This is a genomic window from Sphingomonas sp., assembly GCF_035714405.1.
Taxonomy (GTDB): Bacteria; Pseudomonadota; Alphaproteobacteria; order Sphingomonadales; family Sphingomonadaceae; genus Sphingomonas.
This window is the reverse complement of sequence record NZ_DASTMA010000018.1, coordinates 870,852-894,861: the sequence shown is the minus strand read 5'-3', so window position 1 is coordinate 894,861 and position 24,010 is coordinate 870,852. Positions and strand designations below refer to the sequence as shown.

Genomic DNA, 24,010 nt, shown 5'->3' with positions numbered 1-24,010 from the left:
TGCTCCGATTGATGTTTGTTGGGTAACGAGCCTTGGGGGAGCGCGTTCCTCCCTTGGCGAAAACGCATGGGCGCGGCACAAGCGTTGCAACGATGAAAGGGACGCCCGTTGCGCCATCTTAAGCTTCTGTTCGCCAGCACCCTGCTGGCCGCCCCGTTTGCCATTGCCCCCGCGCTCGCGCAGACGGCCGCCATGACTGACAACGACCCTTATATCTGGCTGGAGGACAAGGACGGCGCCAAGGCGCTCGCGTGGGTGGAGGCGGAGAACGCGCGCACCCTGCCGCGGCTGGAAAGCGACCCGCGCTACGCCGCCTTCTATGCCGAGGCCCTGGCGATCGCATCGGCGACCGACCGCATCCCGATGCCGTCGCAAGAAGCAGGGCGGATCGTCAATTTCTGGCGCGACAAGGAGCATCCCCAAGGTCTGCTGCGCTGGACGACGGAAGCCGACTATCTGACGGCCACGCCGCAGTGGAAGACGCTGATCGACGTCGATGCGCTGAGCCGCGCGGAAGGCAAGAAGTGGGTGTTCAAGGGCGCCCAGTGCCTCCAGCCTGAGGAGCGGCTGTGCCTCGTCGCCCTGTCGGAGGGTGGCGAGGACGCGATCTCCTATCGCGAGTTCGACATGGTGGCCGGGCAGTTCGTCGCGGGCGGCTTCGCGCTTCCCAAGTCGAAGCAGGGCGCGGCGTGGGTGGACAAGGACACACTGCTGGTCAGCCGCGACTGGGGCGACGGGACGCTGACCGCGTCCTCCTATCCGTTCGTGGTCAAGCTGGTGAAGCGCGGTCAGCCGATCGAGGCGGCGACCGAGGTGTTCCGTGGGCAGCCGGGCGACCAGCTGGGTACCTATGCCTCGTCATTGCGCGATGCCAAGGGCAACCGGCTGGTGACGGTGGAGCGGCGTACCACCTTCTTCGGCGGCGAGAAGTTCGTCTGGACGCCGGCGGGGACGCGCAAGCTGGACATGCCGGCGCGCGCGTTCATCGACGGGCTGGTCGACGGGCGCGTGATCGTCAGCACCAGCGACGACTGGGGCGCGATCAAGGCGGGGTCGGTGGCGTGGCTGCCGCTGGCCGAGGTCGAGCGTGGGGAGCTCAACCCCAGGCTGCTGTGGGCGCCGACGCCACGCCAGTCGGTGCAGCAGGTGGCGACGACGCGCGACCGGGTGATCGTCGCCTATATCGACAATGTCCGGGGCCGCGCCGATGTGCTTGCGCCGACCGCGACGGGGTGGAGCCGCCAGGCGGTGCCGTTGCCGGAGAACATGAGCGTCGGGGTCGCGAGCACCACCGATCGGTCGAACCTCGCGTTCCTGAGCGTCAACGGCTTCGCGACTCCGACGACGCTGGCGACGCTGGACGTGGCGAGCCCGGCGGCGCCGAAGGTCGTCAAGACGCTGCCCGCGCGGTTCGATGCGGCCGGCATGCGGGTAGAGCAGTTCGAGGCTACGTCGAGCGACGGCACCAAGGTGCCGTACTTCGTGGTGCTGCCCAAGGGCGCCAAGCTGGACGGCACCACGCCGACGCTGATGACCGCCTATGGCGGGTTCCAGCTCGCCCGGTTGCCGACCTATCTGGGCTCGACCGGCAAGGTGTGGCTGGAGCGGGGCGGGGCGTTCGTGCTCGCCAACATCCGCGGCGGCGGCGAGTTCGGTCCGGCCTGGCACGATGCGGGCCGCAAGACCAAGCGACAGGTGATCTTCGACGACTTCGCCAGCGTCGCGCGCGACCTGTTCACGCGGCGAGTGACCAGTGCACAGAAGCTCGGCATCTATGGCGGCTCTAACGGCGGGCTGTTGATGGGTGTGCAGATGACGCAGCAGCCGCAGCTGTGGAGGGCCGTCGCCATCCAGGTGCCCTTGCTCGACATGATCCGGTACGAGCAGATCGCGGCCGGCGCGTCGTGGGTCGACGAGTACGGCTCGGTCAGCGTGCCCGAGGAGCGCGCGTTCCTGGAGAAGACCTCGCCCTACCAGAACCTGAAGCGCGGCGCGGCGTATCCGGAGCCGTATATCTGGACGACGACCAAGGACGATCGGGTGGGTCCGCAGCATGCGCGCAAGTTCGCGGCGCGGATGAAGGAATATGGCCTGCCGTATCTGTTCTACGAGGACACCGCCGGCGGGCACTCGGGTGATGCGGACATCGCGCAGGGCGCGCGGTTGCAGGCGCTGCAGATGGTCTATTTCGCGCAGAAGCTGATGGGGCCGGCGGCGGTCGCGTCCAAATAGCGGCGGGCCTGCGCAGGCGGGCGGAACCGGGCTGAACGGGGGCGGTTGTTGCGGCGCAGCAGAACGGGCTAGGAGTGATGCATGACCACCCCCGATCCCGCCACGCCCGTCTATCTGGAAGCGATCGTGAAGCGCCAATGCATCGCCGCGGTGTACAACCGCACGGAGATGACGCTGGCGCCGCATGTGCTTTATACCCGGCATGGCGACCTGCACATCGACGCGGTGACGCTGGAGCGTGACGGCAAGCCGCCAAAGGAAGAGAAGCTCGGCACCTTCAAGCTGGCGGGGCTGAGCGCGGTGCGGATCACGCCGCGGCGCTTCAACGTCAGCCCGCTGTTCGATCCGCGGGCGGAGCGTTATGGCGGCGAGACGGTGATGACCGTCTAAACCGGGCAGGCGCCGATGCGCTTGCCCGACATGGTGCCGGTGAAGCCCATCACGCCGTTCTCGGACGGATTGCGGGTGGTGAAGCGCAGGTCGTAGCTTGTCGTCGTCCAGCGGCCGGTGATGCGGACGGTGCCTCTTGCCAGCCCCGGTGCTTGTGGCGCGCAGGTGCCGGCGAGGTCGATCCGGCCCTTGACGAGCTTGCGGCTGGTGAGCGTACAGCCCGGTCCGAGATCGCGGGCGAGCCAGGCGCCGTTCGCGGCGTCGGCGGCGGACAGGCAGACCTCGCCGGGCGTCGCAGGGGCGTCGTAGGGGAGGTCGCCCAGCGATCGGCCGCCCAGCGTCGCAGTGCCCGGCGCACTGGTGACCTGCCACAGGCCGGGAGTGAAGCCGGCGGGTGACGCGGCCGCGAGGAGGAGGGGGAGGGCGATCAGCAGGCGCATGCTCGTCCTTACCATCAACCTCAGGTCGTCACGACGTCAAACGAAGCCGGCGAACAGGTTTTGCTGGCCGCCGTGACGAGTCCTCGGCTTGCCTGCGCAAGCCGAGGCCGTCCGCTGTTCACCTACAGCGGATTTCCTGCTGGTTGCGCTCCACCGCGCGACCCGCGACCGCGCCGACCGCCGCGCCGAGCAGCGTGCCGACCGTGCGCGAGCGCCCGCCGTCGATGACGTTGCCGAGGATGCCGCCGCCGGCCGCGCCGACGATCAGGCCCGTCGTGCCGTCCGAGCGGCGGCAGTAATAGCGGCCGTCGGCGCCGGTGTAGACGCGGTCGTCGCTCGACAGCACACGCTCCTGATACTGGTTGCCCGAGCGATAGTAGCGCGACGGCTCGTAGTTCGGGTCGTCCTGATAAGTGTTGTAGCGGTTGTCGTTGTAGCCCGTGCGGCTGCGCGACTGGGCGTAGCGATCCGATTCCTGACGGAAAAGCTGGTATTCGCGGTCGAACCGCTCCTGTGCCTGACGGAAACGCTGATCCTGCTGTGCGGTCTGCGCAACGGCGGCGCCGGTGCCGAGCGTCGCAATGGCGGCGGCGGCAATCATGATCTTGGTGAGCATGGAGGAATCCTCTCAAGGTTACTGGTCTGGCGGTGTGGCCGGACAACGGGGTTATACGGTTTCGGGAGCGTATCGTTCCGGATCGGGCCGGGTGGGGCGTCGGTGGGTAGGGTCGAGGCCGCGAAGTTGTCGAACTTTGCGGCAGTCGCATATGTTAGCGACGCGGAACTTGTCGAACTTGCCGCGATCGCACGTCAATCAAGCCCTGGCGGGGGCGGTCCAGGCACGTCGCCAAGCAGCCATGCGACCTGTGCCTGCTGCTCGGCCGAGAGCGGCTCCGCCGCAGGCTCCTGTCGCCCGCGAAGGGCGGCCATCGCCAGCCGCATGTCGAACCGGTGGACGGTCCCGACCTCGCGCCCTCGATAATATCGCGGCGCGTGGTAGCCGTTGATCGCTCGATCGACGGCGAGCTCAAAGGCGCGATCCTGGCCCATGTTGAGCGCGATGTCCCAAGCGCCTGCGAACTCTTCAGCGCCGGGCCGTGCGCGGAGATTGTACGCGGCGGTCGCGCTTTTGCCGACCGCGCGCGCCGCGGCGGCGACCACGCCCATCGCGGCGAGCGCGCGGATGAACTGCCGCTGCCGCTGCGGCGTCCAGCCGTCGTGGCGGGTCGACGCGGTGGGCACGGGGGTGAAGGGGATGGGATCGGGGCGGGGCGACTCGGTCATCGGCGAGTGTATGCGGAGGAGGTGGCTTGTAGGACAGGCCTGTCGATTGGGCCGCGAGCTAAGGTCGATATAGTTTGTCCGACGCACCTTCCCGGCGGAAGCCGGGCCCTAGTCCGCGGCGCGGCCGACTGGGCCCCGGCTTCCGCCGGGGAGGCGGATCGCGAGCCGCGCTTCGCGTTCGAGGATTACCACCGATGCCTGTCAAGCTGCACCCGAGCTTCGCTGTTCACCCCGGCCCGTGGCTCCGGACGGAGATCGTCGAGCCATATGGACTGTCTGTTGCCGAGGCGGCTGCGAAGTTGCATGTCACGCGGCAGGCGATGAGCAATCTGCTCGGCGGCCGCGCGGGGCTGTCGGCGGAGATGGCGCTGCGGTTCGAAAGGGCATTTGGGCTGAGTGCCGATACGCTTATCCGCTGATCCGCATGCAGGCGGCGTATGATCTGGCGCAGGCGCGGGCGCGGGAGACGACGATCGAGGTGGAGCGGGTGGCGGCTTAGAGAATGCGCCAGCCAGCTGCCGCCTCAGATCGCGCCCATCTAAAAAGATGATTGGCGAGCGCGCGAACCAACAGCCCTACCGTGACAGCAACCATGAACAGGGCCGTCAACGACACGCGCCAAGACAGTATCGCCGAAGCGAATACGGCTACGATGCCGCTCGCAAAGCCGACCTTGCCGCCGGGCGTTCCCGCCAATCTACGCGGCTCTCAAAGCTTGGATTGGCAGCGCTGATGTCTCGAGCGTGGTGAGATCAAGCTGCTTCGAAGCATGGCCAATATCAATGCCAACGATGCCGCCCTGTTGGTCGAAATCGACGTTGACACTGTCGGAGATCGCCTGCGTCGCAATGCTTGGAGCGGTCGACAGCTCGATGTAGAGGCTGTCTGTTTCCGGATAATAGTGCAGCTTCACGGCGCCGGCTCCTTGTAGCTGCGGTCGAAGAAGGCGTCATGGACGTTTCGCCATCCGCCAGCGTCACGACCCGCAGCATATTTACCTTGCCTGCGTCCGACTCAACGCGCCGTCAGAAGCGGACCCGGCCGTCGTCCTGCTCTGTCCGGCGTTCTGGACTTGCCAGCGCTTGCTCGATCCAATCGCGGCGCAGTTCCGGTCGCTTGCGGCGGATCTGCTCGTCGAAATAACGTGTGGTCTTCACCCGCCGATCGTCACGAAACTATCCATCACCCGCTTGCGCCCCGCCGCGTCGAAGTCGATCTCCAGCTTGTTGCCTTCGATCTCGGCGATGTCGCCGTGGCCGAACTTCTGGTGGAAGACGCGCATGCCCACCGCCAGGTCGCTGCGGCCCTTGTTGCCTAGGCTGACGCTCGGGCCACGGCTTTCGACGATGCGCTGGGGTTCGCTGGTGAAGGTGCGTTGCGACCAGGCGCCGCCGGGCTGTTTCTGGTCGAGTGTGCCCGCCGCGCGCTGCCAGCCGGGGCCGCGGCCCGAGCCGCGCGCGACGTTGGCGAAGGGGTCGGCGTGTTCGCTCCAGTTGGCGCGCCATAGCGACTCGCCGCCGGACATGGTGGTCTCGGTATTGGTGTGCTCGGGCGGCAGCTCGGCGACGAAGCGCGAGGGCAGCGACGAAGTCCACTGGCCGTATATGCGGCGATTGGCGGCATGGAGGATGATCGCGCGGCGGCGCGCGCGGGTGATGGCGACATAGGCGAGGCGACGCTCCTCCTCGAGGCTGCGCGTGCCGCCCTCGTCCAATGCACGCTGCGAGGGGAACAGGCCTTCCTCCCAGCCCGCCAGGAATACGGTGTCGAACTCCAGCCCCTTGGCGGCGTGGATGGTCATGATCGTGACCTGCGGGTCGTTGCGGCCGCCCTCATTGTCCATGACCAGGCTGACATGCTCGAGAAAGGCGCCGAGCGATTCATATTCCTCCATCGCGCGGACCAGCTCGGACAGGTTCTCCAGCCGGCCGGCCGCCTCCGCCGACTTCTCCGCCTGCCACATGGCGGTGTAGCCGCTCTCGTCGAGCAGCTGGCGGGCGAGCTCGGGGTGAGGCAGCTCGGTCGCCATGTCGCGCCAGCGCGCGATGTCGCCGATCAGCCGGCCGAGCGACTTGCGCGCCTGCGGGGTCAACTCGTCGGTGTCGAGGATGCGCGCGGCGGCGGTGGTCAGCGGCTCGTTCGCGCGGCGGGCGAGCATGTGGAGCTTGGCCAAAGCCTTGTCGCCGAGCCCGCGCTTGGGAACGTTGACGATGCGTTCGAAGGCGAGGTCGTCGGCGGGCTGGTTGACGATGCGGAGGTAGGCGATCGCGTCCCTGATCTCCATCCGCTCATAGAAGCGCGCGCCGCCGACGATGCGATAGGGCATGCCGATGGCGATGAAGCGGTCCTCGAACTCGCGGGTCTGGTGCTGCGCGCGGACGAGGATGGCGACTTCGTCGAGCGACTTGCCGTCGCGCCGGCAGGCCTCGATCTCATCGCCGACGCGGCGCGCCTCTTCGGGGCCGTCCCAGACGCCGAGCACACGGACCTTCTCGCCCGCGTCGAGCTCGGTCCAGAGCTGCTTGCCGAGTCGCCCGGAATTGTTGGCGATGACGCCGCCCGCCGCGCCCAAGATGTGCGGCGTGGAGCGGTAGTTCTGCTCCAACCGGATCACCTTGGCGCCGGGGAAGTCGTGTTCGAACTTGAGGATGTTCTCCACCTGCGCGCCGCGCCAGGAGTAGATCGACTGGTCGTCGTCGCCGACGCAGGCGATGTTCTTGCGCTCCTGCGCGAGCAGGCGCAGCCACAGATATTGGACGGAGTTGGTGTCCTGGTACTCGTCGACCATGATGTAGCGGAAGCGCTGCTGATAGGTCTCCAGTACGTCGCGATGGCGTCGCAGGATGGTGAGGACGTGGAGCAGGAGGTCGCCGAAGTCGCAGGCGTTCACCGCCTTCAGCCGCTCCTGATAGCGCTGGTACAGCTCGCCGCCACGGCCATTGGCGTAGCGTTCGCTCTCGCCGGCATCGATGTCGGCGGGTACGAGGCCCTTGTTCTTCCATTCGTCGATCAGCCCGGCGAGTGCGCGGGCGGGAAAGCGCTTCTCGTCCAAGTCGGCGGCGACGATCAGTTGCTTCAACAGGCGGAGCTGGTCGTCGGTGTCGAGGATGGTGAAGTTCGACTGCAGCCCGACCAGCTCGGCATGGCGGCGCAGCATCTTGGCGCCGATCGCGTGGAAGGTGCCGAGCCAGGGCATGCCCTCGACCGCCTCGCCGACCAGCCGGCCGACCCGCTCGCGCATCTCGCGCGCGGCCTTGTTGGTGAAGGTGACCGACAGGATCTCCGACGGCCACGCCTTGCGGGTATAGAGCAGGTGGGCGAGGCGGGCGGTGAGTGCCGCGGTCTTGCCGGTGCCGGCGCCCGCGAGCATCAGCACCGGGCCCTCGGTGGTCAGCACCGCCTCGCGCTGCGGCGGGTTGAGGCCACGGAGGTAGGGCGGGTCTTGCAGGGCTTGCGCGGTATCGGTCACGCGTGAACAGCTAGGGAACGCGCGCGACGGGGGCAAGCTTTTGCGGGTTGCGCGGCGCGCGTCGACGTGAGAACATCGTGGCAACAAGGGGAGAGTCGGTGATGGCGAAGGCAGGCGGATGCCGGTGCGGGGCGGTGCGGTACGAAGCGTCGGGCGAGCCGACCCACGCCACCTTGTGCTGGTGCGCGGAGTGTCGGGCGTCCGCAGGCGCGCCGGCGGTGCTGTGGACGCTGTTCGCGCAAGAAAACGTGACGATCACCGGCGAGCCGCGCTCGTATGAGTCGTCGCCGGGTACGGTCCGACAGTTCTGCGGAACGTGCGGCACGGGGCTGTTCTACGTCAACGAGACGATCTTTCCCGGCCAGGTCGACGTCCAGGGCGCGACCTTCGACGAGGCGGACGCATTCGCGCCGCAGGCTCACATCCAGGTGGCGGACGCGCCGGTGTGGATGGCGGGCGTGGCGGAGCTGCCGAAGTTCGCACGCTACCCGGGAGTGCCTGAGTAGAGCCGGACGATCGGCCGGGTCGCGACCGTTCGCGGCGGCGATCCTGTCGCGCCGATCAGGTCGCGCGCAGCAGCGTCAGCTTGGCCTTGCCGTGGATGCGCTCGGCGTCGGGGGTGAAGCCCGCCACCGCGACGCTCTCGTCGCGCGCGGTTTCGATGCTGATCCAGGTGGCGGGGCCGGTCCAGCCGAGCCGCGCCAGGCGGTCGAGCGCGACCACGCCTGCGCCGGTGCCATAGGGCGGGTCCATCAGGATCAGGTCGAGTGGCACCGGCGCCGGGCCGAGCGCGAGGACGCTGGCGGGCCGGACGTCCCCGCGCAGGCCCAGCTTGACCAGGTTGGCGCGCAGCGCGTCGAGCGCGGCGCCGTCCTGTTCCACGAACAGGCACGAGCCGGCGCCGCGCGACAGCGCCTCGATGCCGAGCGCGCCGGAGCCGGCGAAGAGATCGGCGACGGCAAGGCCTTCGAAGCTGCCCAAGCGGCTCGTCAGCATCGAGAACAACGCCTCGCGCACCCGGTCGGCGGTGGGACGGGTCGCCTCACCCTTCGGAGCGAGGAGGGCGCGGCCGCGCAGGGTGCCGGCAATGACGCGGAGAGACTTGTTCACTTGTGCGCCTTAGCGCGGCGAGCGGGAGGCGGCCAAGCTCGTGTGAGGTCGGGCGGGTTAGCGTTTGCGGGGTTTGCCCGGACCGGTCGGCCGTTGACCGGGTGGCTTGCTGCCTCGCCCCTTGGTCGGACCGCGCCCGGGTGCCGACCTGTCGTTGCGAGGCGGTGCACCGTCGCTGGCAGTACGCCCACTCGCCGCTTTTCCTGGACGCGCGACGGCAGGCGCTGCCGGCCGTTCAGGCTTGCGGCGGGCGGCCGATCGGGCGGCTCGGTCGGTGGTAGGGGCGGTGCGGAAGCCGGGGCGGGGTTCGGCAGCCATTGGTGCTGCGCCCTTCTTCTCGCTTCCCCGGCGAACGCCGGGGTCCGGTTGCGGGCCCGCTAATTTGGCGGGGGCAGGGCGCTTGGTCTCCCCTCGTAGCGTTGCTTTCTGCCTGACGGGGGAGGTGTGCGCGCTTCGCTCCGATCTTCCTTTCGTCGCAGCTGGGCCCCGGCTTTCAGCGGGGAAGCGGCCGGCGTCGGGAGAACGCGTCGTACGACTGGGCGGGGCGGCGCCAGCGCGTACCCTAGGCGGGCGCTCCGTCCCGCGTGCCACCGGCGAGGGGATCGAGATGCGCTCGGCACTCTTGGCGCGCTTGCCGTCGAGGGTCTGGCGGAAGGCGATCAGGTCGTGCTGGCGGACCTCTCCCACCTCGCCGGGCGGCAGGTCGGCAAGGATAAACGGGCCGTAGCGGATGCGCATCAGCCGGCTGACCTGCAGGCCTAGATGTTCGAGCACGCGGCGGACTTCGCGGTTCTTGCCCTCGGTGAGCGTCAGCTCGATCCAGGTGTTGGCACCCGTGCGGCGTTCCAGATTGGCGTTGATCGGGCCATAGCGGACGCCCTCGATCTCGATGCCTTCCATCAAATCCTCGAGCCGCGCCTGGCTGATCGGGCCATAGGCGCGGGCGCGGTAGGTGCGCTCGACGCCGGTGGCGGGGAGCTCGAGCTGACGTTTCAGGCCGCCGTCGGTGGTTAGCAGCAACAGCCCCTCGGTGGCGAGGTCGAGACGGCCGACGGGCACGACGCGGGGCAGGTCGTTGGGCAGGCGGTCGTAGATGGTCGGGCGGCCGCGCGGATCGCGCTCGGTGACGAGCAGGCCGGGGGGCTTGTGGTAGATGAACAGCCGCGCCGGTTCCGGCTGCGCGACCGGGTTGCCGTCCACGGTGACGCCGTTCAGCGAGGTCAGCACGGTCGCCGGCGTGTCGACGACGGTGCCGTCGCGCGCGACGCGGCCGTCGGCGATCATGCGTTCGATCTCGCGGCGCGACGCGATGCCGGCGCGGGCGAGCAGCTTGGCAATGCGGTCGCCGCCGGCGGGCAGACGTTCCTCGGAGGGGGCGGAGTCGGTGGAACGTGGCATCGCCGCGCCTGATACAGGCGAACTGTCGTACGCGTGCAGAAATCTTTGCGACTCGCGGGGCAGATACGCGTTATGTTCCGCGAAGAGCAAAGGGGCAGCACCGTGTTCGGGCGCAAGAAGCGGCATATCGTGCGATTGCTGCTCGTCGAGGACGAGCCGCTGGTGGCGTTCGACAACGAACATTGCCTGTCCGATGCGGGGTTCGAGATCGTCGGTACGGTCGATCGGGTCGCGGCGGCGCTGGTCACCCTGGGTAATGGCGATGGGATAGATCTGGTCGTCGCCGACGTGCGCCTCGCGGACGGGTCGGGCGTCGAGGTCGCCCGCGCGGCGCATGCGGTAAATGTGCCGGTGCTGTTCGTGACCGGATCGCGTCCGGACGGCGCGGAGATGCTGGCGGAGGGTTGGCTGGCGAAACCCTATGCCCCAAAGGATCTGGTCGGCGCGATCCAGGCGGTCGAGGCGCGGATCGAGGGCAAGTCGCAGCGGCGGCTGCCGCTCGGGCTGGAGTTGTTCGGGCGGGTGCAGGTCTGAACCAGTTCATGTCCCCGTGCGGCGTCCGCGCGCGAACGGGAAAGAGATTCCCGGCTGCTTGATTTGCGCTAGAGCTACCCTGATCGCGATGGGGAGTAAGGCGTGGCGGCAACGATTGAGACGCACGAGCGCAAGCCGGTAAAGGGCTGGGGCCTGGTGCGGGCCGCGCTGGCGAGCCGCAAGACCGCGACGATGCTGGCGCTGGGTTTCGCGTCGGGGCTGCCGTTCGTGCTGCTGATCGGGACGCTCAACGCCTGGCTGGGCGAGGCCAAGGTCAGCCTGGCGACGATCGGCGTGCTGTCATGGATCGGGCTGGCCTACGCGTTCAAGTTCCTGTGGTCGCCGGTGGTCGACCGCACCCGGCCGCCGCTGCTGGCGCGGCTGGGACGGCGCAAGTCGTGGCTGGTGCTGTGCCAGGTCGTGCTCGCGGTGCTGCTGTGGGCGCTGGCGGCGACCGACCCGGTCACCGCGATCGGCGCCTTTGCGCTGCTGGCGGTGATCGCCGCGTTCTTTTCCGCGACGCAGGATGTGGTGATCGACGCCTGGCGCATCGAGATCGCGGATGAGACCGCGACGGTGGAGCTGTTGTCGGCGATCTATCAGCTCGGCAACCGCACCGCGGCGCTGGCGGGCGGCGCGGGCGCGCTGGTGCTGGCGGCGCGGACCGGCTGGCCGGCGGTCTATGCGGGGATGGGCGTGGCGATGGTCGTGCTGGCGCTGGTGACGCTGACCGCGCCCGAGGCGCCAGATCCCGAAGCCGAAACAACCGCGCCGCTGGCGGGGCATGTCGTGCCCGACCGGCGGCGGCGCGCGATTGCGCTGGGTGTCGTGGCCGTTGGCTGGGGCTGGGCGATCTGGATGCTGGGCAGCTTCATGGTGCGCGCGCTTTCGCCCGTGCCCGAGGGCGGAACGGCGGCGTCGGCGAGCGACTTCACGCGCTTCTGGGGGCCGTGGATCGTGGTCGCGACGGTGGTGGTGCCGGCGATCGTCGCTGCCTGGGCCAATGGGTATATCGCGCCGGTGGGCGGAGCGCAGGACGCTGGCGGCGGCACGGCGCGGCGAGCGGCGGATCATTGCTATCGCGCGCTGGTGCTGCCGCTGTCGGAGCTGGTCGGGCGACTGGGTTGGGGCGTGATCGTCGTGGTCGCGCTGATCCTCAGCTATCGCATTTGCGACGGCGTGTGGGCGCCGTTCGCCTTTCCTTTCTACCTCGATTTCCTGGGCTATTCGAACGACGAGGTGGCGTTCGCGTCCAAGCTGTTCGGGGTGCTGATGACGATCGCCGGGGTGGCGCTGGGCGGGCTGTTGTTCGCGACGCTGGGGCGGATGCCGACGCTGTTGATCGGCGCGGTGGCGGCGGCGGCGACCAACCTGCTCTATGCGGACCTGGCGTTGGGCGGCGGCGGCATCGACCGCTTCGCGTCGCTGTTCGGGCTCGACCGGCTGGGCGCGGACCAGCGGATGGTGCGGCTGTGCGTCGCGATCGCGGGGGAGAATATCGCGGGCGGGCTCGCGGGCGCGGCGTTCGTGGGGTACATTTCGTCGATCGTCGCTCGGCAGTATTCTGCCGTGCAGTATGCGCTGCTGTCGTCGCTGACCTTCCTGGTCGGCGCGCTCGGGCGGGCGGCGGTGGGCGAGCAGATCAAGCTGGTCGGCTATGCGCCGGTGTTCCACTTTACCGCATTGCTGGGGCTGATCGCGGTGGCGCTTGTGCTGGTGGAGTGGTGGCGGGGGGCGGCGCGTGGGCCGGTGGAGGCGGCAGTTTAGTCGGGGAGTTCTTCGTTGAGGCGCAACGCCTCCCCGGCGAGGTAGAGCGAGCCGGCGATGAGGATGTCGTCCGTACGGTCGGCGAGTAGATCCAGCGCCTCCGGCAGCGTCTCGGCCCTGGCCGTCCACCGCACGTTGTGCAGGGCGGCGCGGCTGGCGAGCGCGGCGGGAGCGTGGTGAGCATGGCCGGGTACCGGAACCGCCACCACGGCGTCCATTCCCGCCAACGCGCTCAGCACCTCGTCCGCGTCCTTGTTGGCGAGGATGCCGATCACGAGGGCGCTCACGAACGGCGGCATCGATCGGGCGAGTTCGGCCGCCGCGGCGGCGTTGTGCGCACCATCGAGCCACAGGGAGCGGTGATTTAGCTTGCGGGTGAGTGGGCCGCTGCCGAGCCGCTGAAGACGCGCGGGCCAGCGTGCGGTGGTTGCCGCGGCCTGGAGGGACCGGTCGGGCACGGCGAGCGCCCGTTGCCGACGCAGCATCGCGGCCGCGAGCGCAAGGTTCGCCGCCTGATGCGCGCCGGGAAGCGTGGGGCGGGGCAGCTCGATCTCGCCGGAAGCATCGCTGACGAGAACGCCCGCACCCGTGATCGAGAAGGACCACGCCGCACCCGCTGCAAAGACCGGTGCACGGGCACCGACAGCGATCGCTTCGATCACCCCGGCGATGTCGGCGGGATAGGCCATCGTCACGATAGGAACGCCTGGCTTGGCGATGCCAGCTTTCTCGGCAGCGATCTCGGTCAATGTGTCGCCGAGAAACGCCTGGTGGTCGATGCCCAGACCCGCGATGCCGCACACCGCAGGGGAGGGGATTACGTTCGTCGCGTCGAGGCGACCACCCAAGCCGACCTCGACGACGCAGGCATCCGCCGGGGTTCGCGCGAAGGCGAGGAAGGCGGCGGCGGTGGTGACCTCGAAGAAGCTGGCGCGCAGGTCCTCTGCGGCATCGAGCACCTCCGCCAGCAGCGGCGCGAGGGCAGCATCCTCGATCAGGCGGCCGGCGAGGCGGATGCGCTCGTTGAAGCGGACGAGGTGCGGGCTGGTGTAGACGTGGACGCGGTGCCCCGCGGCCTCGAGTGCGGCGCGCAGGAAGGCGCAGGTCGAGCCCTTGCCGTTGGTGCCCGCGACGTGGAACACCGGCGGCAGGTGGCGGTGCGGGTCGCCGAGGCGCGCGAGCAGGCGGGAGATGCGGTCCAGGCCGAGCGTGTCGGTGCCGGGGCCGTGCGCGAACAGCCGGTCGAGCTGCGCCTGGACGGCAGGGTCGGTGGAAATGGCGCCGTCGGGCATCAGTTTGCCTCCCGCTTGCGGGAGGGGAGCTCCTTCATGCCGCCTTTGCTGTTGTCAGATAGCCGATCACCGTCGCCAGCCGGTCCTTCAGCTGGTGGCGGTGGACGACCATGTCGATCAGGCCGTGCTCCAGATAATATTCGGACGTCTGGAAATCGTCGGGGAGCTTCTCGCGGATCGTGCTTTCGATCACGCGGCGACCGGTAAAGGCGAGCGTCGCCTTGGGTTCGGCGATCTGGACGTCGCCGAGCATCGCATAGGCCGCCATGACGCCGCCGCTGGTCGGGTCGGTGAGCACGACGATATAGGGCAGACCGGCGTCTCGGAGCATGTCGATCGCGACGGTGCTGCGCGGCATCTGCATCAGCGACAGGATGCCCTCCTGCATCCGCGCGCCCCCGGACGCCGTGAAGACGACGTAGGGCACATGCTCGCGCACCGCGTTCTCGACGCCGCGCACGAATGCCTCGCCGACCGCCAGCCCCATCGAGCCACCCATGAAGGCGAAATCCTGGACGCCGACGATGGCGGGATTCCCACCGATGCGGCCAAAGGCGTTGACGAACGCGTCGGTCTCCTGATGGTCAGTGCGGGCGGCCTTGAGGCGATCGAGGTAGCGTTTGGAATCGCGGAATTTGAGCGGATCCTCCGGCACCCTTGGGGAGGGAAGGGACTGCCAACTGCCCTGGTCGAACACCTGCTCGAAACGGGCGGCAGGGCCGATCCGATCGTGATGATCGCATTTGGGGCAGACGAAGGCGTTCTCCTCCCATTCCTTGGAGAAGACCATCTGCTCGCAGCCCTTGCAACTATGCCACAGGTTGTCGGGCGAAGTCTTTGGTTTCGCGGCGAAGGGGAGGGCGTTGCGAACGGAGTTGAGCCAGCTCATGCGGGTTCCTTGACGGCCAGGTCGATGGCGGTCCTAAGTGTGCGGACATAGGTCTGGACGGCGGCTGGTGCATTGAGGCCGTGCCGCTCCACCAACTCGACGATGGCGGAGCCGACGACGACGCCGTCGGCGATCCTCGCGACGGCGGCGGCTTGATCTGGGGTGCGGATGCCGAAGCCGACCGCGACGGGGAGGTCGGTCGCGGCCTTGAGGCGGGCGACCGCGTCGGCGATGGAGCTTGCCTGGGCCTGTTGGAGGCCGGTGATGCCGGCGACCGAGACATAGTAGAGGAAGCCGGACGCGCCGTTGAGGACGGTGGGCAGGCGGGCGGCGTCGGTGGTGGGGGTGGCGAGGCGGATCGGGTCGATGCCCTTGGCGCGGAGTGCGGGGCCGAGCTGATCGTCTTCCTCCGGCGGCAGGTCGACACAGATTACCCCGTCGACGCCCGCATCGGCGCAGGCGTCCGCGAACCACTCCGGGCCGCGGCGGAGCATCGGGTTGGCATAGCCCATCAGGACCAGCGGGGTGTCGGGGTGGCGCTGACGGAACTGCTTGGCGAGCAGCAGGATATCGGCCGTTGTTGTGCCCGCGCCCAAGCTGCGGATGTTCGCCGCCTGGATCGCCGGGCCGTCCGCCATCGGGTCCGTGAAGGGCATGCCAAGCTCAATTATGTCCGCCCCGCCTGCGACGAGGGCGTCGAGGATGGCAAGCGTCGGACCATCGCCGGCGGTGACGAAGGTAACCAGGGCAGGGCCGCGGAAGAATGCGGCGGAGAGGCGGGTCATGCATTCCCCTCCCGCTCGCGGGAGGGGTTAGGGGAGGGGCTGTTGCAAGGACCGGACAAGCCCTCCCCCAGCCCCTCCCGCAAGCGGGAGGGGAGACGAGAGTGCCCCTCCCGCAAGCTGGAGGGGAGGTTCATATCGCAACCCCGAGCGCTTCGGCGACGGTGAAGATGTCCTTGTCGCCGCGGCCGCAGAGGTTGGCGAGGATGACCTGATCCTGCCGCATCTCTCGTGCCTTGCGGGTGACGGCTGCGATAGCATGGGAGGGTTCGAGCGCGGGGATGATGCCCTCGGTGCGGCACAGCAGCTGGAAGGCATCGAGCGCCTCCGTGTCCGTCGCGCTCTCATAGGTCACGCGGCCGATCTCGTGCAGCCAGGCGTGTTCGGGGCCGATGCCGGGATAGTCGAGGCCGGCGCTGATCGAGTGCGCCTCGGCGATCTGGCCGTCCTCGTCCTGAAGCAGGAAGGTCTTGTTGCCGTGGAGCACGCCGGGAAAGCCGCCGGCAAGCGAGGCGGCGTGCTGCTTGTCGAGGCCGTGGCCCGCCGCCTCGACGCCCAGCATCGCCACGTCGGGGTCATCGAGGAACGGGTGGAACAGGCCGATCGCATTGGAGCCGCCGCCGATCGCCGCGACGAGCAGGTCGGGCAGGCGGCCGGTGCGGGCGAGCATCTGCGCGCGCGCTTCGGTGCCGATCACGCTCTGGAAGTCGCGGACCAGCTCCGGATAGGGGTGCGGGCCCGCGGCGGTGCCGATGATGTAGAAGGTGTCTTGAACGTTCGCGACCCAATCGCGCAGGCCCTCGTTCATCGCGTCCTTGAGCGTCTGCGCGCCCGAAGTTACCGCACGAACTTCGGCACCCAACAGCTTCATCCGGAACACATTGGGCTGCTGTCGCTCGATGTCACGCGCGCCCATGTAGATGACGCAAGGCAGGCCGAACCGCGCGCAGACGGTCGCGGTGGCGACGCCGTGCTGGCCGGCGCCGGTCTCCGCGATGATCCGGGTCTTGCCCATACGGATCGCGAGCAGGATCTGGCCGATGCAGTTGTTGATCTTGTGCGCGCCCGTGTGGTTCAGCTCGTCGCGCTTGAACCAGACCTGCGCGCCCATGCCCTCCGGCGCGGAAGCGCGCAGCGCGTCGGTCAGGCGCTCGGCATAGTAAAGCGGCGAGGGGCGGCCGACATAATGTTCGAGCAGGTCGTCGAACTGCGCCTTGAACGCCGGGTCCACCTTGGCGGCGCGGTAGGCGGCGTCCAGCTCCAGTACGAGCGGCATCAGCGTTTCCGCGACATAGCGGCCGCCGAACTGACCGAAATGGCCGCGTTCGTCGGGCTGCAGGCGGAAGGAGTTGGGGGCGTTCATCGCGTCGGCGTTTAGGCGCGCCGCGCCGTCCTGTCACCCGTCGCTAGGCAGCCTCCACCGCCCTAAGGAAAGCCCGGATTAGCTCTGGGTCCTTGACCCCCGGGGCGGTCTCCACGCCGGAGGAGACATCCACCATCCGCGTGGCCGTGCGGTGGATCGCGTCGGCGACGTTGCCCGGCTCCAGCCCGCCCGAGAGCCCCCACGGCAGCGGGTGATCGAAGCCGTCGAGCAGCGTCCAGTCGAAGCGCAGCCCCATCCCGCCCGGCAGCGCCGAACCCGGCGGCGTCTTGGCGTCATAAAGGAGGAGGTCCACGGCGCCGCGATAGTCTCGCGCGCGCTCAAGGTCGGCGCGGGTGCGGATGGAGAGGACCTTCCACGTCTCCAGCCCGGTCAGCCGCTTCAGCTCCGCGACTCGGTCGGGAGACTCGGAGCCGTGGAGCTGGATGACGGACAGCCCCGCCGCCTGCATCGCGTCCGCCACCAGCCGCTCGTCAGGGTCGACGAAGACTCCAACCGCCTGGACGTGCGAGGGCATCCGTGCGGCAAGCGCGCGCACCTGGTCGATCTCGACGTGGCGTGGCGAGGGGGGGAAGAAGTTCAGGCCGATATGGCTGGCTCCGCCCTTGATCGCAGCATCGATCGTCTCGGGCGTGGTCAGGCCGCAGATTTTCGCTGTCGCAGGCATGGCACGGCTATAGGGACGGGCGGTGATCGAGCAACCCGAACAGCGCATCGCCGTGATCGGCTGTCCCGGTGCGGGCAAGTCCACGCTGGCGACGCTGATCGCTCGCGCCACAGACCTGCCGCTGATCCACCTGGACGCGGAGCATTGGCAGCCGGGCTGGGTGGAGCCGGAGCGCGAGGCGTGGCTGGCACGGGCGGCGGCGCTTGCGGACGGGCCGCACTGGGTGATCGACGGCATGTACAACAGCACGCTGCCGGCGCGGCTGCGGCGCCCAACGCTGGTGGTCTATCTGGATCTGCCGACCGCCACCTGTTTGTGGGGCGCGATGAAGCGGGTGCGGCGCTGGCGTGGACGGTCGCGACCCGACATGACGGAGGGCTGCCCGGAGAAGCTCGACGCCGAGTTCGTGGCGTACATCCTGACCTTTCGCCGGCGGATCAGGCCGCTGGTCGAGCGACTGCTGGCGGGGAGCGATGTCAGGGTCATCCGGCTCACCTCGACACGGGACCGCGCGCGATTCACGGCGGCGCTCACGCACGGCGAGCTGGCGGCTGGGGTGGCCTAAAGCGTCGCGCCGATCGCCCGGGCGGCTGCGTCGGGATCGTCGGCCTGGGTGATCGGGCGGCCGACGACGAGGATCGACGCGCCCGAGTCGAGCGCCTGGCGCGGGGTGACGACCCGCTTCTGGTCGCCCGCCACGCCGTTGGCGGGGCGGACGCCGGGAACGACGAAGAAGCCCCTGGACCAGCGCGCCTTGGCGGCGGCGACCTCCGCGCCCGAGCAGACGATGCCGTCGAGGCCGGCCTCCTGCGCCAGATCGGTGAGCCGGACGACCTGATCGTGGGCGCTGCCGACGACGCCGGTGGCAAGCAGGTCCTCCGCGTCGAGGCTGGTCAGCATCGTCACCGCGACGACCTTGGTCGCCGGCGGCGCGGCGGCCTTGGCGTCCTCCAGCATCGCCCGCCCGCCGGCGGCGTGGATGGTCAGGATGGCGGGCTCCAGCGCGCTCAGCGCCTGCACCGCCTTGGCGACGGTGTTGGGGATGTCGTGCAGCTTGAGATCGAGGAAGATGGGCAGGCCGAGATGCGCCAGCTCGCGGACCCCATGCTGGCCGTGGGCGGCGAAGAACTCCAGCCCCAGCTTCAGGCCGCCGACATGGTGACGGACCCGCGTTGCGATCGCCTGCGCCCGGGCGAGATCGGGCGTGTCGAGCGCGACGTATATACGGGAAGTCATGGGATGCGGCTGGTCATGGCTGGGCGGTGATCGCCGGCACCGGCTCTGCCGGCGGAGCCTCGATCGGCATGCTGACCCGCAACGCCTCGACCGTGCGCTCGGTGGTCTGCAGTCGTTGGCGAAGCCGCCAGCGCGCGGTGAGATGGTAGATCAGCATCGGCACCAACCCGAGCAGGAACGTGCAGAGCAGCAGGAAAGGCAGGTTCACCAGCGCGATCAGTCCGCCCCACAGATGGATTTCGACGCGGGTCCAGTTGCCGAAGGTGAACACCGCGGCGAGAAAGGCGAGCAGGCACCAGAAGAGGTATTTGAGGAACTGCATCAACGGGGAGGGTAACGCGGTTGGCCCCGGGATGCTAGCCGATCTCCTGCCGCAGGCTGGCGATCAGCGGCGCGATGGCGGTGAGGCGCGGCGCTTCGGCATCGAGGATGGCGCGGAAGATGCGGCGCTTCAAGTCGGCGACCCGCCCGGGCTTGAGGCGGGTGGGGCTGGTGGAGACGGTGATGTCGATCAGCCGCTCGGCACCGTGCAGACGTCCCCACAGATAATCGTTTTCCCGATACGTCCTGCTAAAGAATCCGCCGAAGTTATTGAACTGGATGCCCTTCAAGGTGGCCTCCGCGCCGCCTGAACGGATCGAGCGGGCGTCGTCGGGCGCGATGCGATCGATCCTGATCGGGTCGAACTCGTCCAGTCCCTCGCCCTGCAGCAAGGGCAGAGTGGCGACGTCGAACCAGGGGAAGCCCAGATAGCTGAGCAGCAGCGAACGGCGCTCCGCCGACGGCAGCGAAGCGAAAGCCCCGGCGAGGCGCTTGTCCGTCTCCGCGTCCAACGCGGTAAGGTCGAGCGAGGCGGACAGCGTTTCTGCTACCACCTGCCAGTCGCAGCGCGCCCGACGGATCAGCGGGCGGAGGTCGCCATGCGCTTCGGGGCGTTGCCGGTCGAGGTAGAGCGCCAGCGAAGCGTATATCGCATCCCGGACGGGCGCGAGGCTGGTCTCGTCGGCGCCGTGCTCGAGGTCGGCGAGGCGGCGGGCGAGCAGGCGCAGGCGGCGAATGCGATAGCCGATGTCGAAGCCCCGCAGGAACGCGACGGTGGCATCCGCATTGGTGCCGAGCGCGGGCAGTACTTCGCGCAGACCGGCGGTAAGCGCCTCGGGCGTACGGCGGTCGCTGAGCTGGATCAGAAGCGCCGCCAGCGTGTCGAGAACGCCCGCGACCTTGAGGTGAGCATAGGCCGCGTGGGCGTAGCCCGCCGTCTCGACCGCGGCGCCATGCGCGCGTCGCCGCCAGGCGATCAGTCGAGTGGGCGTGGGGCGCTCGGCGTCGAGTTGCCCGCCGAACAGCGCGCTCACCTCCGCCTCCACGCTTGGCCGGATCGTCTCGACGATGCCGCGCAGCCGTTCGGTGCGCGCGGAACGGGCAGCGATCGCCTCCAGATTGTCGCGGATCGGCTGCTGGCGCGGCAGATCGGAGAGCGCGCCGAGGATCGTCTGGAACCAGCCGGGTGCCTCGCCGGGTGTGCCGAGGCGGAGTTTGTTGCCGGGAGAAGGGTCGATATAGACGAAACGGCGGTCGACCTGGCGCTTGGCGGGTCGCCGCTGCAACGCCTCGATGGCCGGGCGGAACGGCGCGTTGGCGAGCACGGAGCCGTCGATCAGCACCGCCTTGTCGGCCGTGTTGGTGGCCGCTTGTCGGGGCAGGATACGGGCGAGGAAGGCGCGGCGACCCGGCCAGGCCTTACGCCGCAGCTTGAGAACCGCGTCGATTTCCACGGCGCTGAACGGCGGAAAGGCACCCGGGAAGCTGGAGGTCGCGCGCGCGGCAAAGGCGAGTTCGGGCAGGGCCGCGAGCGTGTCCACCGCCTGCCCATGATCGCTGAAGTCGATGACGACGCGGTGTTCGGTCTCGATCACTTCGGGCGGCGAGTTGAGCTGGAGGCGCTCGGGGTGGCCGGTGAAGTCGGTAACGGTGACGAACAGGTCGAGCGGCTGACCGGCGGGGAGCAGCCGGGGTCCGCGCGGCGACGACGCCATCGCGTCGAGCGCGTCGAGCAGCAGGCCGGTGAACGCGGCACCCCCGAACGGAGGCTCGAACCAGCGCGAGCGGATCAGGTGCGAGAGCTTGCCGCGGACCTCGTCGCGGGTGGGCTCGTCCAGCTCGTCGAGCTTGTCGCCGCCGCGCCCCGCCGCCAGCCAGGCGATCGGCTTCGCCCATAGCTTGGAAAAGCGCGATTTGGGTGCCGCCTCGCCGTCGATCAGCGCCTCCACGTCCGCGCTGGTCAGCCACAGGTCGGTGAGCGGGTCGAGGCTTTGCCCGGTCGCGATCGCCTGGGCCAGGAAGATGCCGTTGATCCCGCCCGCGCTGGCGCCGGCGATGATGTCGGGCAGGACGCGGATGCGGACCCCGGCGTGCTGCTCCAGTTCCGCCAGCAACTCCTGGTACACGCCCTGACTGCCGCTGCCGGGCGGAGCGCCGTCGTGCACCGCGCGGCTGGCGCAGGCGAGGCGCCACACCTCCTTGGTAATGCCGTGCATGTAGACGGCGAGGCTGATGCCGCCATAGCAGACGAGCGCGAGACGTAGCTCCTTTTCGCGCATCAGCTGGGCTCCAGTATCGCCCAGATCGGCAGGTGATCGGAGGCCTTGCGCGCGCTGGGACTGGCGTGGACACCGCAATCGGCGACCCGCAGGCCGGGAGAGACCATGATGCGATCGAGGCGGCCGACCGGGCGGCGGGCGTGAAATGACGGGCCAGTCTCCGCGAACTGATACCGGCGAGCGAAGTCGCGCAGACAGCCGGCGGCCCCGGTCCATTCATTGAGGTCGCCCATCAACACCGTCTCGCGCGGCTCGGCCGCCTTATCGACGTGGGTCATGACCGCCGCCGCCTGGCGCCGCCGCCACAGCCCTGACAGATCAAGATGCATGCCGACGATGCGCAGCGCCGGCCCGACGGGCAGCGTCACGTCGGCGGTGACCGCGCCGCGCGGCTCCAGCGCCGGCAGGTGGATGGGGCCGCCGCTCTCGACGGTGGCGGCCTTGCGGACGAGCAGGGCGTTGCCATGCCAGCCCATCGAGGCGGCGCGCATGCCGAAATCGACGGCCTTCCAGTCCGACTCTGCCTCGAGCAGCTGTGGCGAGATGACGCAGGCGCGGGCGCCGAAGCGGCGGTCGGCCTCCTGGAGCGCGACCACGTCGGCGTCGATCTCGTTCAGCACCTCGAGAATGCGCTCGGGCGAGCGTTTGCGGTCGAGACCCACGCCCTTGCGCATGTTGTAGCTGGCGACTTTTATCATGCCCGGGCTTTGTAACGCTGAGGCAACGAGCGGGTTGCTTCGGGCGAGCGCCGTCACCGAGTAAATCCGTGACGTCGAAGCCGGGCTGAAGCCCGGCCCGGTCGCGCTGCAGCGTCTCGGATGCAGCTGCGTCCGTGCGCGCTGTGCGGTGCCGGTTGCAGGAAACACCCGTTATCGGACGGCAGCGCGGCGCTTCGCTGCCGACTTCGGGACGGGCGCCCCGGTGGCAAGCTCGACCACACGATCGAGACGGCCGTGCACCTCCACGATTAGCGTTTCCCCAGCTTCGTCGGGCGTGAGTGTGATGTGCTCGATCAGCGCGCGCAGGCGGGGGATCGCCTCCAGCTGGGCGGCATCGTTCTCGGTGAGCACCTTGTCGAGCTGATCGATTTGGCGGCGGTATTCTTCGGCCAGCCCTGGGTGCAGAGCCAAGACCGGTAGGGCGTCGATCGATGCGAGGCGGCCGGCCAGCTCGTCGCGATCGCGCCTGGCGACCGCGAGCACGTCCCTGATCTCGGAGAACTCCGCGCCGCCATCGGCCACCGCGCCGATCAGGCGATCGACCTTGCGGGTGGCCTCGCCGAATTTCCGCTCGAGTGTTGCGCGCTCGCGGGTCGACTCTCCGGCGCGGCGGGCGTGTTCGCGATGGTACTCGCGCAGATACTCGCTGATGGCCTCGCGGCTGAGGAACAGCTCCTTCAGCTGATCGATGACCGCGCGCTCGAACCTGTCCGACCGGATGTGGAGACGATTGTCGCAGCCGCGACCATCCTTGCGGCGCGCGCAGCCCCAATATTGGTGGCTCTGGCGGACCCAGCCACCGCCGCAGTTTCCGCACCGGCCGAGCCCGGAGAGGAGGTGCTTCGGGCGCCGCTGCTGGTGGATTGGCCGGTCGGCCTGCTCACCCCGGCGATCCTGTGCGGCCTGCCACTGAGCGTCGCTGACGATCCGGAGATCCGGCACCGCGTGCTCCACCCAGTCGGCCTGGGGGTTCGGCCTGATCAGCTTGCGGCGGGTGCGCGGGTCGGTGACCTTGCGCGTGCGGTTGTAGACCATGACGCCAGCATAGGTCCGGTTGTTGAGCATGCCGGTGTGGCGTTGGCGATCGCCGAGGATGGTGGTGGTGCGCCAGGAGGCGGCGCTGCGGGGCGCCTTGATCCCGTCCGCGTTCAGCCCGCTCGCGATCGCGCGCGGGCTGCGGCCGGCCGCGTATTCGGTGAAGATGCGGACGACCACCTCGGCCTCGTCCGAATCGATCTCGCGCAGGCCCCGCACGATGTCGCCGCGCTCGTCCAGGCGGTTGGCGCGACGGTACCCGTAGGCGAGCCCGCCGGGTGCCCGGCCCTCGCTGACCGCGCCACGCTGCCCGCGTCGGGTCCGGTCACCCAGATCCTTGCGGAAACGCGCGTTCATCAGCCCCTTGATGGTGCCGGTAATGTCGTCGACCTCGCCCTCCATGAGGGTGAAGAGGCGGACACCTGCGAACTGCAGCCGTTCCCGCAAGGCGAAGTCATCGCCCTGGTGACGGGCGAGCCGGTCGGTCGATTCGGTCAGCAGCTGGTCGACGCCCCCGCGATCGACGCGCGCTAACAACGCGGCCAGACCTGGCCGGCCGGCTTCGTCGATGCCGGCGGCGCCGCTGATCGCGTAATCGGTGAACACCTCCACCACGTCCCAGCCCTCGCGCGTGGCGCGGGCGCGGCAGTCCGAGACCTGGTCCTCGATCGACCGGGCGTTCTGGAGCTGGCTAGAATAGCGGGCGTAAACGAGGGTTTTCAGCGGACCTGTCCTGCTGGCGGGCGGCGGCAATGTCCCTCGCCACGTTGGCGCGCGCAAGGGCT

25 protein-coding genes are annotated in these 24,010 nt (G+C 69.1%); 7 read left to right on the top strand and 18 right to left on the bottom strand.

The features are described from left to right. Positions 1 to 192 precede the first annotated feature (192 nt). Entirely contained in the window at positions 193 to 2,232 is a 2,040-nt protein-coding gene (locus tag VFQ64_RS11315; RefSeq protein ID WP_325103390.1) for a prolyl oligopeptidase family serine peptidase, read from the top strand. An 81-nt stretch (positions 2,233 to 2,313) separates the two neighbouring features. Further along, entirely contained in the window at positions 2,314 to 2,622 is a 309-nt protein-coding gene (locus tag VFQ64_RS11310; protein WP_325103389.1) for a hypothetical protein, read from the top strand. On the opposite strand, the gene VFQ64_RS11305 is transcribed toward VFQ64_RS11310, so the two are convergent. The 3 genes from VFQ64_RS11305 to VFQ64_RS11295 all read right to left on the bottom strand — a co-directional run bounded on the left by VFQ64_RS11305 (position 2,619) and on the right by VFQ64_RS11295 (position 4,346). After that, positions 2,619 to 3,062, bottom strand: coding sequence for a DUF3617 domain-containing protein (locus VFQ64_RS11305; RefSeq protein ID WP_325103388.1), 444 nt, complete (start codon positions 3,060 to 3,062; stop codon positions 2,619 to 2,621). The genes VFQ64_RS11310 and VFQ64_RS11305 overlap by 4 nt on opposite strands. 118 nt (positions 3,063 to 3,180) lie before the next feature. Continuing rightward, a complete protein-coding gene (locus VFQ64_RS11300) occupies positions 3,181 to 3,678 on the bottom strand; it encodes a glycine zipper 2TM domain-containing protein (protein ID WP_325103387.1) in 498 nt (165 codons plus the stop codon). A gap of 194 nt (positions 3,679 to 3,872) precedes the next feature. Then, entirely contained in the window at positions 3,873 to 4,346 is a 474-nt protein-coding gene (locus VFQ64_RS11295; protein WP_325103386.1) for a hypothetical protein, read from the bottom strand. 194 nt (positions 4,347 to 4,540) lie between these two features. Between VFQ64_RS11295 and VFQ64_RS11290 the strand changes: the two genes are divergently transcribed. Continuing rightward, positions 4,541 to 4,765, top strand: a complete 225-nt coding sequence (locus tag VFQ64_RS11290) for a HigA family addiction module antitoxin (RefSeq protein ID WP_325103385.1) — start codon at positions 4,541 to 4,543, stop codon at positions 4,763 to 4,765. Positions 4,766 to 5,043: 278 nt separating this feature from the next. Here the strand turns inward: VFQ64_RS11290 and VFQ64_RS11285 are convergent, their stop codons facing one another. The 3 genes from VFQ64_RS11285 to VFQ64_RS11275 form a co-directional block, all read right to left on the bottom strand. Continuing rightward, on the bottom strand, positions 5,044 to 5,259 hold the full coding sequence (locus VFQ64_RS11285) for a DUF2283 domain-containing protein (protein ID WP_325103384.1): 216 nt from the start codon (positions 5,257 to 5,259) through the stop codon (positions 5,044 to 5,046). Positions 5,260 to 5,371: 112 nt separating this feature from the next. Then, entirely contained in the window at positions 5,372 to 5,503 is a 132-nt protein-coding gene (locus VFQ64_RS11280; RefSeq protein ID WP_325103383.1) for a hypothetical protein, read from the bottom strand. Continuing rightward, on the bottom strand, positions 5,500 to 7,815 hold the full coding sequence (locus VFQ64_RS11275) for an ATP-dependent helicase (protein WP_325103382.1): 2,316 nt from the start codon (positions 7,813 to 7,815) through the stop codon (positions 5,500 to 5,502). Before VFQ64_RS11275 ends, VFQ64_RS11280 begins: the two co-directional genes overlap by 4 nt. Positions 7,816 to 7,916: 101 nt before the next feature. On the opposite strand from VFQ64_RS11275, the gene VFQ64_RS11270 reads away from it, so the two are divergent. After that, the gene (locus VFQ64_RS11270; protein WP_325103381.1) at positions 7,917 to 8,321 is read left to right on the top strand and encodes a GFA family protein; all 405 of its coding nucleotides are present in this window, start codon (positions 7,917 to 7,919) and stop codon (positions 8,319 to 8,321) included. Between the two features lie 55 nt (positions 8,322 to 8,376). Here VFQ64_RS11270 and rsmD read toward each other — a convergent pair whose 3' ends face one another. Beyond that, positions 8,377 to 8,925 (bottom strand): 16S rRNA (guanine(966)-N(2))-methyltransferase RsmD, encoded by a 549-nt coding sequence (rsmD, locus tag VFQ64_RS11265; RefSeq protein ID WP_325103380.1) that lies wholly within the window; start codon positions 8,923 to 8,925, stop codon positions 8,377 to 8,379. A gap of 57 nt (positions 8,926 to 8,982) precedes the next feature. Continuing rightward, entirely contained in the window at positions 8,983 to 10,323 is a 1,341-nt protein-coding gene (locus tag VFQ64_RS15620) for a pseudouridine synthase (RefSeq protein WP_414712889.1), read from the bottom strand. Positions 10,324 to 10,395: 72 nt separating this feature from the next. Here VFQ64_RS15620 and VFQ64_RS11255 point away from each other — a divergent pair, with 72 nt between their 5' ends. Both VFQ64_RS11255 and VFQ64_RS11250 read left to right on the top strand, forming a co-directional pair. Continuing rightward, positions 10,396 to 10,857, top strand: a complete 462-nt coding sequence (locus VFQ64_RS11255) for a response regulator transcription factor (RefSeq protein WP_325103379.1) — start codon at positions 10,396 to 10,398, stop codon at positions 10,855 to 10,857. A gap of 102 nt (positions 10,858 to 10,959) precedes the next feature. Next, positions 10,960 to 12,624: an AmpG family muropeptide MFS transporter gene (locus tag VFQ64_RS11250; RefSeq protein WP_325103378.1), complete on the top strand. Its 1,665-nt coding sequence runs from the start codon at positions 10,960 to 10,962 to the stop codon at positions 12,622 to 12,624. Here VFQ64_RS11250 and VFQ64_RS11245 read toward each other — a convergent pair. The 5 genes from VFQ64_RS11245 to VFQ64_RS11225 all read right to left on the bottom strand — a co-directional run bounded on the left by VFQ64_RS11245 (position 12,621) and on the right by VFQ64_RS11225 (position 17,635). Continuing rightward, the gene (locus tag VFQ64_RS11245; RefSeq protein WP_325103377.1) at positions 12,621 to 13,916 is read right to left on the bottom strand and encodes a bifunctional folylpolyglutamate synthase/dihydrofolate synthase; all 1,296 of its coding nucleotides are present in this window, start codon (positions 13,914 to 13,916) and stop codon (positions 12,621 to 12,623) included. The two genes, VFQ64_RS11250 and VFQ64_RS11245, sit on opposite strands and share 4 nt — an antisense overlap. 34 nt (positions 13,917 to 13,950) lie before the next feature. Continuing rightward, on the bottom strand, positions 13,951 to 14,805 hold the full coding sequence (accD, locus tag VFQ64_RS11240) for an acetyl-CoA carboxylase, carboxyltransferase subunit beta (RefSeq protein ID WP_325103376.1): 855 nt from the start codon (positions 14,803 to 14,805) through the stop codon (positions 13,951 to 13,953). After that, positions 14,802 to 15,590 carry a tryptophan synthase subunit alpha gene (trpA, locus tag VFQ64_RS11235; protein WP_325103375.1) on the bottom strand — a complete coding sequence of 263 codons (789 nt, stop codon included), beginning with the start codon at positions 15,588 to 15,590 and terminating at the stop codon, positions 14,802 to 14,804. Before trpA ends, accD begins: the two co-directional genes overlap by 4 nt. 130 nt (positions 15,591 to 15,720) lie before the next feature. Continuing rightward, positions 15,721 to 16,950, bottom strand: coding sequence for a tryptophan synthase subunit beta (gene trpB / locus VFQ64_RS11230; RefSeq protein ID WP_325103374.1), 1,230 nt, complete (start codon positions 16,948 to 16,950; stop codon positions 15,721 to 15,723). A gap of 43 nt (positions 16,951 to 16,993) precedes the next feature. Next, the gene (locus VFQ64_RS11225; protein WP_325103373.1) at positions 16,994 to 17,635 is read right to left on the bottom strand and encodes a phosphoribosylanthranilate isomerase; all 642 of its coding nucleotides are present in this window, start codon (positions 17,633 to 17,635) and stop codon (positions 16,994 to 16,996) included. Between the two features lie 22 nt (positions 17,636 to 17,657). Here VFQ64_RS11225 and VFQ64_RS11220 point away from each other — a divergent pair, with 22 nt between their 5' ends. Beyond that, positions 17,658 to 18,200: a topology modulation protein gene (locus VFQ64_RS11220; protein WP_325103372.1), complete on the top strand. Its 543-nt coding sequence runs from the start codon at positions 17,658 to 17,660 to the stop codon at positions 18,198 to 18,200. Here the strand turns inward: VFQ64_RS11220 and pyrF are convergent. The 5 genes from pyrF to VFQ64_RS11195 all read right to left on the bottom strand — a co-directional run bounded on the left by pyrF (position 18,197) and on the right by VFQ64_RS11195 (position 23,978). Next, the gene (gene pyrF, locus VFQ64_RS11215; protein WP_325103371.1) at positions 18,197 to 18,871 is read right to left on the bottom strand and encodes an orotidine-5'-phosphate decarboxylase; all 675 of its coding nucleotides are present in this window, start codon (positions 18,869 to 18,871) and stop codon (positions 18,197 to 18,199) included. The two genes, VFQ64_RS11220 and pyrF, sit on opposite strands and share 4 nt — an antisense overlap. Before the next feature lie 13 nt (positions 18,872 to 18,884). Continuing rightward, positions 18,885 to 19,193, bottom strand: a complete 309-nt coding sequence (locus tag VFQ64_RS11210) for a hypothetical protein (protein WP_325103370.1) — start codon at positions 19,191 to 19,193, stop codon at positions 18,885 to 18,887. Between the two features lie 34 nt (positions 19,194 to 19,227). After that, entirely contained in the window at positions 19,228 to 21,471 is a 2,244-nt protein-coding gene (locus tag VFQ64_RS11205; RefSeq protein WP_325103369.1) for a patatin-like protein, read from the bottom strand. Further along, positions 21,471 to 22,169 carry an endonuclease/exonuclease/phosphatase family protein gene (locus VFQ64_RS11200; RefSeq protein WP_325103368.1) on the bottom strand — a complete coding sequence of 233 codons (699 nt, stop codon included), beginning with the start codon at positions 22,167 to 22,169 and terminating at the stop codon, positions 21,471 to 21,473. Before VFQ64_RS11200 ends, VFQ64_RS11205 begins: the two co-directional genes overlap by 1 nt. Positions 22,170 to 22,340: 171 nt before the next feature. Continuing rightward, positions 22,341 to 23,978 (bottom strand): recombinase family protein, encoded by a 1,638-nt coding sequence (locus VFQ64_RS11195; RefSeq protein ID WP_325103367.1) that lies wholly within the window; start codon positions 23,976 to 23,978, stop codon positions 22,341 to 22,343. Positions 23,979 to 24,010: the final 32 nt, after the last annotated feature.